Annotated in this window: 9 protein-coding genes; all 9 read right to left on the reverse strand. The window is 33.3% G+C overall.

Going from position 1 to position 12,370, the window contains the following annotated elements; translation table 11 throughout:
* Positions 1 to 11: 11 nt before the first annotated feature.
* Positions 12 to 587, reverse strand: a complete 576-nt coding sequence (locus ASC41_RS15600) for a PepSY-associated TM helix domain-containing protein (protein WP_055437593.1) — start codon at positions 585 to 587, stop codon at positions 12 to 14.
* 96 nt (positions 588 to 683) lie between these two features.
* The gene (locus ASC41_RS15605) at positions 684 to 1,895 is read right to left on the reverse strand and encodes a bifunctional alpha/beta hydrolase/OsmC family protein (RefSeq protein ID WP_055437594.1); all 1,212 of its coding nucleotides are present in this window, start codon (positions 1,893 to 1,895) and stop codon (positions 684 to 686) included.
* Positions 1,896 to 1,952: 57 nt separating this feature from the next.
* Positions 1,953 to 2,525 (reverse strand): YdeI/OmpD-associated family protein, encoded by a 573-nt coding sequence (locus ASC41_RS15610; protein WP_055437595.1) that lies wholly within the window; start codon positions 2,523 to 2,525, stop codon positions 1,953 to 1,955.
* Between the two features lie 2 nt (positions 2,526 to 2,527).
* A complete protein-coding gene (locus ASC41_RS15615) occupies positions 2,528 to 4,174 on the reverse strand; it encodes a M1 family metallopeptidase (RefSeq protein ID WP_055437596.1) in 1,647 nt (548 codons plus the stop codon).
* A gap of 158 nt (positions 4,175 to 4,332) precedes the next feature.
* Entirely contained in the window at positions 4,333 to 6,135 is a 1,803-nt protein-coding gene (locus ASC41_RS15620) for an acyl-CoA dehydrogenase family protein (protein ID WP_055437597.1), read from the reverse strand.
* Positions 6,136 to 6,190: 55 nt separating this feature from the next.
* Entirely contained in the window at positions 6,191 to 7,384 is a 1,194-nt protein-coding gene (locus ASC41_RS15625) for an acetyl-CoA C-acyltransferase (RefSeq protein ID WP_055437598.1), read from the reverse strand.
* A gap of 5 nt (positions 7,385 to 7,389) precedes the next feature.
* Positions 7,390 to 9,798 carry a 3-hydroxyacyl-CoA dehydrogenase/enoyl-CoA hydratase family protein gene (locus ASC41_RS15630; RefSeq protein WP_055437599.1) on the reverse strand — a complete coding sequence of 803 codons (2,409 nt, stop codon included), beginning with the start codon at positions 9,796 to 9,798 and terminating at the stop codon, positions 7,390 to 7,392.
* 1 nt (position 9,799) lies between these two features.
* Positions 9,800 to 10,255 (reverse strand): MarR family winged helix-turn-helix transcriptional regulator, encoded by a 456-nt coding sequence (locus tag ASC41_RS15635; RefSeq protein ID WP_055437600.1) that lies wholly within the window; start codon positions 10,253 to 10,255, stop codon positions 9,800 to 9,802.
* 112 nt (positions 10,256 to 10,367) lie between these two features.
* Positions 10,368 to 12,143, reverse strand: coding sequence for an AMP-dependent synthetase/ligase (locus ASC41_RS15640; RefSeq protein ID WP_055437601.1), 1,776 nt, complete (start codon positions 12,141 to 12,143; stop codon positions 10,368 to 10,370).
* Positions 12,144 to 12,370: the final 227 nt, after the last annotated feature.

Raw genomic sequence — 12,370 nt, forward strand, 5'->3', positions numbered from 1 at the left:
CTTTTTTATGATTATAAGTTTAGTGAACTTTCAGAAATTAAACGTTTATTCTTTTTAATTTGTTTCGGCTTTAGCCATAACAGAAAACCGCTAAAAGAGATAAAAAGTAATCCAAATCCAATAATGGTAGAGTAGAATAACTTAATGGGATTAGTTTTTAAATTAAATAAATAATCTACAATAGAACCGTCGTGAATCATTTCTATAAAATCTGCAGCTCTTGTTTTAGTCGAAATAATTTCACCTGTATAACAATTGATTTGCAACTCGGTAAAATGCTCTTCAAATCTAACTTTAGCAATTCCTTTTCTTGGCCTATAATCTATTCTGTTTATTTTATTAGAAAGCTTTAAACTATCAATATATTTAATAGCATTGTATTCTATTTCGTTTAAAGAAATCAAAGATTTAGTACCTTCTTTAACTTTTACAGAGGAAGGCTTAAAACCAAGTTGGTCTTTCCATGCTAGAAGTAAACCAGTGCTACTCATTATAACAATAAATAGCAATAACGAGATAGCTATGAAACTATGTGTTTTACGATACCAGCGTGTGGATTTTGCTAAGTTCTTGTTCTTCTTTTTCACGGATTATAATTAACAACTATTCTGAAGAATTTAATAAATAAGAATTCTTAAAAATTAGTTAATTTTAAATTTCCGTAGCATTAAAAATACAATGAGTTAAACTATTTTAGTTACTACGTCAATATCGCTATGTAAGGTTTTGTGTACTGGGCATTTATCTGCAATTTGAAGAATACGTTGTATTTGCTTTTCGTCTAAATTACCTTTTAGTTTAATATCTCTATTAAATGTATCTACTTTAATTTCTTTTTGCTCACCATTTTCAACAACTTGCTTTGCTACTTTAGTATGCGAGGTGTGTACTTCAATATTTTGTAAGTCCCAACTTTTGCGTTTAACATACATTTGAACTGTCATGGCCGTACAAGCAGATAATCCTGCAGAAACCAACTCGTAAGGCGAAGGTCCAAAGTCGTTTCCACCATAACTTGTAGGTTCATCGGCCATCATGGTGTGATTTCCAACCGTCATTTGTGTGGTGAAACCATCTTCTGCATCTAAACTAGCAACTGCTTGGTGAGTTGTAGAAACAGTATTTGTTTTAGGTGTTGAAATATAGCGTTTTGCCCAACTAGCAATTACACTTCCAACATAAATAGAATCTTCTTTTCTCATTAATAAATGATCGGCACCATCAAGAGATACAAAACTTTTTGGATGTCTAGCAGCAATATAAATCTCTTCTGCATTTTCAATTCCAACTGTAGTGTCTTGTGGTGAGTGCATCACTAATAATGCTTTACGTAAGTTTTTTGCAACGTCTGGTAATGACTTTGTATCTATATCGTCTAAAAATTGTTTTTTTATGGTAAATGGGCGTCCTCCAATATTTACATTGGCAATGCCATTAGTTTTAATTTCTTCAACGCTACTTTGTATTAAATGCTCTACGTGTTTTGGATTTGAAGGTGCACCAATTGTAGCAACAGCTTTAACAGAATCTATTGTAGAGGCTGCAAAAATAACAGCAGCGCCACCTAAAGAGTGTCCAATTAATAGAGTAGGAGCTGTATAGTTTTCTTTTAAATAATTTGAAGCACTAATTAAATCATCAACATTTCCTGAGAAATTAGTATTTTCAAAATCACCTTCACTTTCACCTAAACCTGTAAAATCGAATCGTAACACGCCAAAACCATTAGACGTTAATTCACGCGTAATATTTTTTACAGTAGATAAGTTTTTATTGCAAGTAAAACAGTGTGCAAAAATAGCGAAGTTATGCGGATGTTGATTTATAGGAAGTTCTAATCTGCCAACTAATTGTTGACCTTCGGCATTTGTAAAATTTATTTTTTGAATGTTCATTTTGATGGTTTTTTTTATTCAGTCGAAAAATATTTGTAGCCTTTCAAATTTGTGTGCTTACCAGATATCTCTAGATTTAATATTCGCTGCACAAAACTTAATAATTTCTGCAATTCTCTTCTCTTTTGTAGCTTCTCGTTTAGCTTGATTTAGCCAATACAAATAATGTTTTCTGTATGAAGGCGCAAAGTTGTTGTAATTTTCAAAAGCTTTTGGATTTTTATCAAATGCTAATTGCAATGCTTCTGGAACAATTCCTTTTTCAACAGCGTCTAAGGCAGTCCAACTTCCATTTTGTTTTCCAATATTTATGATTTCTAAGCCTTTTTTATGCATTAAATCTTCAGCTAATAAAGCTTTAATATGTCTTTTGTTTAATGCACTCCAAACACTTTTAGGATTACGTTTACAAAAGTATTGTCTGCGTTTTCCGTCGCCTAAACTTTTAACAGTACTGTCTATCCAACCATAGCATAGGGCTACTTTTACAGCTTCTTCCCAACGCATACTTTCTTTTTCATGACTGACTTTGTAAAAGATGAGGTAAATACCTTCATCGCTTTCATGATTGGTATGTAACCATTCTCTCCATTCGGTGTGAGATTTAAAATAGTATTCTTCTAAATTCATTTTTAAAGCACTTTTGCAGTAACATAAAAATTACTGTTTACTTTTATTTTAGAATCTTTAGAGTTTAATTTTAAAGTTTGATTTTCTAAAGTAGGAGAAATCCATTGCGTCACTCCATTAATCTCAATTTGAATTGGCATTTTAAATCCTTCAACGGTATTGGTCCATTTGTAATTTAGATTTTTACCTTCAACGTTATATTCTAAAATAGGAATTTTTATGCTTCTTAAATACTGATTAAAAAATGTTTTTAAGTCCAAACCAGATTCTTCGGCTAGGCAGTCTTCAATTTGTTGCGTTGTTACCGTTTGATGATAAAATTTAGAATTTAAAGTACGTAGTATTTGTCTCCACTTTTCGTCATCTTTAACTAGTTGACGTAACGTATGAAGCATATTTGCACCTTTATAATACATATCGCCAGAACCTTCATTGTTAACGTTGTAATGTCCAATTAAAGGTCTATCGTTTTGAATACCTCTTCTTGTACCAATAACATACTCTGCAGACGCTTGCTTACCATAATAGTAATCTAAAAATAAACTTTCGGAATATGCTGTAAAGCTCTCGTGAATCCACATATCTGCAATGTCTACGTTGGTAATATTGTTAGCAAACCACTCGTGTCCAGCTTCGTGAATAATTATAAAATCGAATTTTAATCCCCAACCAGTACCAGATAAATCACTACCTAAATAACCTTGCATGTATTTGTTACCATAGGTTACAGAGCTTTGGTGCTCCATTCCTAAATAGGGCACTTCAACCAATTTAAAACTATCTTCGTAAAAAGGATAAGGTCCAAACCAATGTTCGAATGCTTTCATCATTTTAGGGGCATCTTTAAAATGTTCTTTCGCTTTTTCAAGATTATCTTTTAGGACATAATAATTCATATCTAAATCGCCTTTTTCTCCTTTAAAAACTTCAGAGAAATTAGCATAGTCACCAATATTAATATTTACACCATAGTTATTAATTGGGTTACTTACAAACCAATTAAAGGTTGTTGTATTTTCTTTTTCTTCAGTGCTTCTTAATCTTCCATTAGAGACGTTTGTTAATCCTTTAGGTACGTTTACACTAATTAACATACTGTCTACTTCGTCGTACATGTGGTCTTTGTTTGGCCACCATACACTTGCACCCAAACCTTGACAGGATGAGGCTACAAAGTGATTTCCGTTGTTGTCTTTTTTCCAAGAAATACCACCATCCCAAGGTGCTCTAACGGCTTCACGTGGTTTACCTTGGTAATGCGCAATTACGCTATTTGTTTCGCCTATATTTTGTTGGTCTTTAAGTGTTACAAAATGTGCGTTTCCGTCATGTTTTATCTCTAATGCTTTACCATTTTGAGTAACTTTAGTTAACTCTAAAGGTTCTTGTAAATCTATTTGTAAAACTTGATTTGGTTTTAAAACGGTATACTGAATTGTGTTTGTTCCAGAAATTGTTTTATTGTCAGGATTAACTTTAATATCTAAATGATAATAAGTTAAATCCCACCATTCGCGCTCTGGAGTAATACTACCTCTAAGTGTGTCTTGGTGAGTGAAGTTATTTTTTTCTTGTAGTAAGCCTTGAGCTTGTATTGATATATATGGAAAAAGTATAAAGGAAAGTAGTAGGTAGGTGGTATTTTTCATTACTATTAAATTTTCTTCTAAATTAATGAAAAATAAAAAACCACTTCATGTTGAAGTGGTTTTTAACTATTAATTTAAATTTTAGGTTTTGTTTCTAATAAAAAAAGCCGTTTCTAATAAAGAAACGACTTTTTCACTATTTAATTAAAACTTAATTTTTAGAAGCAATATTTACCTTCTGCTTTTATTTTCTCAGCAATCTCGTTACGTAAATCAACGATATCTGGGAAGTTTGTATATTTTGTAAAACGTTTAAGTCCCATTAACATCATGCGTTGCTCATCACCTTCAGCAAAAGAAATAATACTTTCTTTTCCTTTGTTTTCAATAATACTAACAGCATTATATAAGTATAATTTAGACATTGCTATTTGTACAGCTTGTTCTTTTTCGCTTGTACGTTTGGCATTTTTCTCAGTTCTTAAAATTGTAGATTCAGCCATATAGATTTCAATTAATATATCTGAAGCTGCAATTAATAACTGTTGGTGTTTTTCCATTTCAGGACCAAATTTTTGAACAGCTGCACCTGCAACCATTAAAAACACCTTTTTAAGTCTTCCAAGAATTGCTTTTTCTTCTGAAAATAATTCAGAGTAATCTGGTGTTTCAAAAGAAGGGATTCCCATTAATTCATTAGCTACAGCTGTTGCAGGTCCTAATAAATCAACATGACCTTTCATCGCTTTTTTAACTAGCATACCAACAGATAACATTCTGTTAATTTCGTTAGTTCCTTCATAAATACGTGCTATACGTGCATCTCTCCATGCAGATTCCATAGGAGTTTCTTCACTAAAGCCCATACCTCCAAAAATTTGAATACCTTCATCTGCACAATTTTGTACATCTTCCGATACTGCTACTTTTAGTATTGAGCACTCAATAGCATACTCTTCGACACCTTTAAGTTCTGCTTCTTGGTGAGTATTACCAGCAGCTTCACGTAAAGCAATTCTATCTTCAATATTTTTTGCAGCTCTATAAGTTGCAGATTCACCAGCATAAGCATTTGTTGCCATTTCTGCTAGCTTCATTTTTATAGCTCCAAAATCGGCAATAGGTGTTTTAAATTGCTTGCGTTCCATAGCATATTTTACACCATGTGTTACAATTCTTCTTTGAGAATCTAAACAAGCAGCAGCTAATTTAATACGACCAACGTTAAGCGCATTCATGGCAATTTTAAAACCTTCACCACGACCAGCTAACATATTTTCGATTGGCACAACAGTATCGTTAAAAAATACTTGACGTGTAGAAGAAGCACGAATACCTAATTTGTGTTCTTCTTCACCCATTGTAATACCATTTGCAGCATCATTTTCTACAATGAAACCTGTAATGTTTTTATCATCTTCAAGACGAGCAAAAACAATCATGACAGTACAAAAACCAGCGTTAGAAATCCACATTTTCTGACCGTTGATTTTGTAAGATTTACCATCTTCTGATAGTACTGCAGTCGTTTTTCCTGAGTTGGCATCAGATCCAGCACCAGGTTCAGTTAAACAATAAGATCCAAACCACTCTCCAGAAGCTAATTTTGGTACATACTTTTGCTTTTGAGCTTCTGTACCATATAATGTAATTGGCATAGTACCAATACCTGTATGTGCACCAAATGCTGTACTAAAAGAACCAGTACCAGAAGAAATATAATCGCAAGTTAAAACAGTAGATACAAAGCCCATTCCTAATCCGCCATAAGCTTCAGGAACAGCTACACCTAAAAATCCTAATTCACCTGCTTTACGCATAACTTCTTCAGTTAATGCATAATCTTTAGCTTCAAAACGAGGTTTGTGTGGTATGATTTCACGATCGTTAAATTCTGTAACGGCCTCTTTCATCATATTTTGTTCCTCTGAAAAATCTTCAGGAGTAAATACGTCTTCACAATTTGTTTCCTTTACAAGGAATTGCCCACCTCTTAATAATTCTTTTTCTTCTGTTGCCATAATTATATTATAATCTAGTTGTTCTTTTTAATTCGTTTTTAGTTTTGATTCTTAGTTAATTAAGAAATTCAAAGACTCCGCAAGCACCTTGACCAGTACCTACACACATAGTTACTGCTCCATATTTACCTTGCATGTTTTGCTTACGCATTTCATCAAATAATTGCACAGATAATTTTGCTCCTGTACATCCTAATGGGTGACCAAGTGCAATAGCACCACCATTTACGTTAATAATATCTGGATTTAAATCTAATTCTCTGATTACTGCTAAAGATTGAGAAGCAAAAGCTTCATTCAATTCAATTAAAGATAAATCATCTTGTTTTAAACCTGCTTGTTTTAATGCTTTTGGAATAGCTTTAACTGGTCCAATACCCATAATACGAGGCTCAACACCTGCAGCAGCATAGTTTACCATTCTTGCAATTGGTTCAAGACCTAGTTCTTTAACCATGTCTTCACTCATTACCATAACAAAAGCCGCACCATCACTCATTTGAGAAGAATTACCAGCCGTAACACTTCCTCCTGCAGCAAATACTGCTCTTAATTTAGCTAAAGCTTCTTTACTAGTTCCCGCACGAGGTCCTTCGTCTTTAGTTACTGTATAAGATTTTGTTGCTTTCTTTCCGTTGGCATCAATAAATGTTTGTTCTACTTCAATGGGTACAATTTGATCTTGAAAACGATTTTCGGCTTGCGCTCGTAATGCTTTCATATGAGAATTAAAAGCAAACTCATCTTGATCTTCACGAGATACTTTAAATTGCTTTGCAACAGCTTCTGCAGTATTTCCCATTCCCCAATAATAATCTTCGTGACCAGCTTTCACAATCGCATCGTAATTTAATTCAGGTTTAAAACCTGTCATTGGTACGCTACTCATGCTTTCTGCTCCACCAGCAATAATACAATCTGCCATTCCAGCCTGTATTTTTGCTGTTGCCATACCAATAGTTTCTACTCCAGAAGAGCAAAAACGATTAACTGTTACACCAGGAACATCTACAACATCTAATCCCATTAAAGAGATTAAACGCGCCATATTTAATCCTTGAGCACCTTCTGGCATAGCGTTACCAACAATAACATCGTCAATACGCTTTGGGTCTAAACCTGGCAATTCCTTCATCATGTATTTGATGGTTTCTGCTGCCAATTCATCTGTTCTTTTAAAACGGAACACGCCTTTTGGTGCTTTACCAACTGCGGTTCTATATGCTTTTACTATATATGCTGTTTTCATTTTTCTTAGTTTCTTAAAGGTTTACCTTTGGTTAACATGTGCTGAATTCTTTCCAAAGTTTTACGTTCTGTACAAAGCGAAAGGAAAGCTTCACGCTCTAAGTCTAATAAGTATTGCTCTGTAACTTTAGTTGGTTCAGATAAATCACCACCAGCCATAACATAAGCTAGTTTATTGGCAATTTTCATGTCGTGTTCGCTTATGTAGTTAGAATCTTTCATAGAATTTGTACCCACCATAAACATTCCTAAAGCTTGCTTACCAAGAACTAAAACATCATCACGTTTTACAGGTTGTGTATAACCAGCATCTGCCATTAATTTAGCATGTGCTTTTGCAGTTGCTATTTGGCGATCTTTATTAACTACAACAATATCTTTTCCTTTTTGCATTAAACCTAAATCGAATGCTTCGTAAGCAGAAGTAGATACTTTAGCCATACCAATAGTTAAAAAGTATTCTTGAAGTGTATTTAATTGCACATCACCTTTTCTAAAAGTATCTGATGCTCTTAAAGCCATTTCTTTAGAACCACCACCACCAGGAATAACACCTACACCAAACTCAACAAGTCCCATATAAGTTTCTGCTGCTGCTACAATTTTATCGGCATGTAATGAAATTTCACAACCACCACCAAGTGCCATTCCGTGAGGAGCAGAAATTGTTGGAATTGAAGAATAACGCATACGCATCATCGTGTCTTGGAAATATTTAATTGCTGCGTTAAGCTCGTCGTATTCTTGTTCGGCAGCCATCATAAAAATCATGCCTATGTTTGCACCAACTGAGAAGTTTGGACCTTGATTACCAACAACTAATCCAGCAAAATCTTTTTCAGCCATATCTATAGCTTTATTCAATCCTGCTAAAACGTCTCCACCAATAGTATTCATTTTAGATTGGAATTCTACATTAAGAATACCATCTCCTAAATCTTGAACAGAAACACCAGAGTTTTTAAACACTTCTGTTGTTTTTCTAACATTATCTAATATGATAAATGAATCTTGTCCAGGAATTTTTTCTTGTATTTTCTTCGGAATATCATAACTGTACGTTGCACCATCTTGAATAGAGTAGAAGCTATCGCTTCCTGAAGCAACCATATCGTGTACCCAATCTGCAGGTTTTAAACCTTCAGCTTGCATCATTTCAATTCCTTTTTCAACACCAATTGCATCCCAGATTTGGAAAGGTCCATGTTCCCAACCAAAACCAGCTTTCATGGCATCGTCAATTTTATATAATTCATCTGTAATTTCAGGAATACGGTTTGACACGTAAGCGAATAATGCTGAAAAACTTTTTCTATAAAATTCTCCGGCTTTATCTTTTCCTTTTACTAATACTTTAAATCGGTCTGCAACGCGATCAATAGATTTTGTTAATTCTAAAGTGGCGAATTTTGCTCTTTTTGCAGAACGGTATTCTAATGTGTTTAAGTCAAGAGATAAAATTTCTTTTTTACCATCTGCAGAAACTTGTTTTTTGTAGAAACCTTGTCCAGTTTTACTTCCTAACCATTTATTCTCCATCATCGTGTTGATGAAATCTGGTAATTCGAATAACTCTAAACGTTCGTCTTTAGGACAGTTTTCTCTTATTCCGTTTGCAACGTGAACTAGAGTATCTAATCCAACAACATCAACAGTTCTAAAAGTTGCCGATTTTGGACGACCAATTACTGGTCCAGATAACTTATCTACTTCTTCTACCGTTAAATCTAATTCTTTAACTGCGTGAAATAAACTTTGTATACTAAAAATACCAACTCTATTTCCAATAAAAGCAGGTGTATCTTTAGCAATAACAGAAGTTTTACCTAAGAATTTTTCACCATATTCATTTAAGAATTCTAATACAGAAGCATCTGTTTTAGGTCCAGGAATGATTTCGAATAATTTTAAATAACGAGCAGGATTAAAAAAGTGGGTTCCACAGAAATGCTTCTGGAAATCTTCACTACGTCCTTCGTTCATGAATTTAATAGGAATTCCAGAGGTGTTAGAAGTAATTAACGTTCCTGGAGTTCTATACTTTTCAAGCTTTTCAAAAACTTGTTGTTTAATGTCTAGTCTTTCAACTACGACTTCCATAATCCAGTCTACATCTTTTACTTTAGCGATATCATCATCTAAGTTACCAGTGGTGATACGGTTTTTAAAAGAAATATCGTAAAGTGGTGCGGGTTTAGATTTTATTGATGCTGTTAAAGCATCATTTACTAATCTGTTTCTTACAACTTTGTCTTCTAAAGTTAATCCTTTAGCTTTCTCTTTGTCTGTAAGTTCTCTTGGTACGATGTCTAATAATAATACATCTACACCAATGTTGGCGAAATGACACGCGATACCAGATCCCATAATACCGGAACCAATAATCGCAACTTTTTTAATTCTACGTTTGCTCATTTTATTTTAAGGTATATTCTTTTTGATTGTATATTTTCTTGTTTGAAATCAATTCGATAATTGATTCGGTAACTTCTTGAAAGTGTTTTAGTTTTTCTTCGGATACGTGATTTTTTATAGTATCGTTAAAAGTTAAAACGCGATCTCGAGAGAATTCTCTTTTTTCTCTACCAAAATCTGTTAGATGAATTAAAACACCGCGTCCATCTTCAGGGTTTGGTTTGCGCTCGATTAAGCCAAACTCTTCCATCTTTTTTAGAATGCGAGATAGGCTAGTAGCTTCCATTCCCATAATTGGGCCGAGAGAAGTTGAAGGAGTTCCGTTTTCGGGATCGATGCTTAATAGTGTAAAACCAGTAGCCATAGTTGTATCGAACTTGGCAGCTTCTTCGTTATACATTTTATTTACTGCTAACCAAGTGGTACGCAGTAAATAGTCTATGGTTTTATCTTTCATTAAATTTGAATTCGTTTTAGTCTGAATCCAAATATAGTAAAAATTTATTATGCATGCATAGTAAATTAAAAAAATAATTTAAAATTTACTTAAGAAAGGTTTTTATTTTGAGTTAGGCTCTGTAAATTTTATCGTAGAGATCTTGATAGATTTCAATTATTATTTTACGTTTCATTTTCATGGTAGGTGTAAGGTGTCCACCATCTATAGACCAAACATTCGGAGTAAGTTCAAAACGTTTAATTTGTTCCCATTTACCAAAATTTTTGTTACACGTATCGATTTCTAATTGTATACGGTCTTTTATTTCTTGAGAATTAGCAATGTCTTCACCAGATTTCCCAATGTTTTTATGCTTTCTGTCTATCCACTCTTGTATAAATTCAAAGTTAGGTTGAATAATTGCCGCAGGCATTTTTTCGCCTTCACCAACAACCATAATTTGTTCTATAAAGCGTGATTGTTTAAACTCGTTTTCAAGAAGTGTAGGAATTACATATTTACCACCAGAGGTTTTAAACATTTCTTTTTTACGTCCTGTAATTTTTAAGAAACCATCTGCATCTACTTCTCCTTTGTCTCCTGTATGAAAAAAATCACCAGACATTACGCTTTTCGTTTTTTCTGGATCTTTGTAGTAGCCCATCATTACATTTGGACCTTTAACTAAGATTTCTCCATCTTCGGCAATTTTTACTTCTACATTTTTAATAGGCTTTCCTACGGTTCCTAATCTAAAATATTCGCCTGCATATCTTTCTACTGAAATAACAGGAGATGTTTCGGTTAAACCATAACCTTGCATAACTTGCATGCCGGCAGCAGAGAATACACGTGAAAGTCTAACTTGTAATGCGGCAGAACCAGAAACCATTGTATTTAGTTCACCACCAAGTGCTTCTCTCCACTTGCTAAAAATAAGTTTGTTAGCAATTTTTAATTTAAACTCATACCAAGCTCCATTTGCTCCGTATGGTTCCCAATGTTCTCCAAGATTTACTGCCCAGAAGAATAATGCTTTTTTTATTGGAGATAAATCTTCAGCTTTAGCTATGATTTTATCGTAGACTTTTTCTAAAAGTCTAGGAACAACACTCATTAAATTAGGTTTGATCTCTTTTGCATTCTCACCAATTTTATCTATTCCTTCAGCAAAATATATAGATACACCTGCATATTGATATAGATAAATAAGTACACGTTCGAATACATGACAAATGGGTAAGAAGCTTAAAACTCTATTTTCTTTAGCTGTGCTAAAAGGTAAGCGATCTGAAGCATCTAGTGCATTACTTGTAATATTATTGTGAGATAGCATTACTCCTTTTGGTTTCCCAGTTGTTCCAGAGGTATATATAATTGTTGCTAAATCTGTAGGTAATACTGCATTTTTACGAGCTTGTAATTCGTCTTGATTACTTGTGTCTTTACCTATCTCGAATAATTCTGAATAATGTTTGCAGCCTTCAATCTGATTAAAAGAGTACACTTCTTTAATAAGAGTGTTAGCTTTTATCTTATTTACTTTAGCCAAAACTTCTTCGTCACTTACAAAACAATAAATGGCACCACTATGGTTTAAAACATATTCGTAATCTTCTGAAGAAATAGTAGGATAAATTGGAACATTTTGTGCTCCAACTTGAAGCACTCCAATATCCATAATATTCCATTCTGTTCTATTAGTAGAAGAAATAACGGCAATTTTATCGTTTTTTTGAATTCCCATTTTAATTAAAGCACGGCTAACTGCATTTGCTTTATCTAAATATTCTTGGGTAGACATTGGTGTCCATTTTCCATCGTATTTAGTGACTAAAGAAGCATCTAGATTATATTTTTCTAGTTGATAATATGGAAAATCGAAAAGGCGAGTTATTTCTGTCATGCTTTGTATGGGAGTTCGTAAGACTTGCAAAGTAACGATTTTTAATTTTATTTCAAACACCAAAAAAAAGGAGCTGTTAAAAACAGCTCCCTTTTGCTAATTGATTGATAGCATGAATTTATGTATTGTATAAGTTTATTTAATAACTAACTATTTTTAAATGAATCCCTTAACTTTCATTTATTTAAATAAAATTTTAACATAAAGTTCGAGGTAAATATAAAAAT

Source organism: Lacinutrix algicola (assembly GCF_001418085.1).
GTDB classification, from domain to species: domain Bacteria; phylum Bacteroidota; class Bacteroidia; order Flavobacteriales; family Flavobacteriaceae; genus Lacinutrix; species Lacinutrix algicola.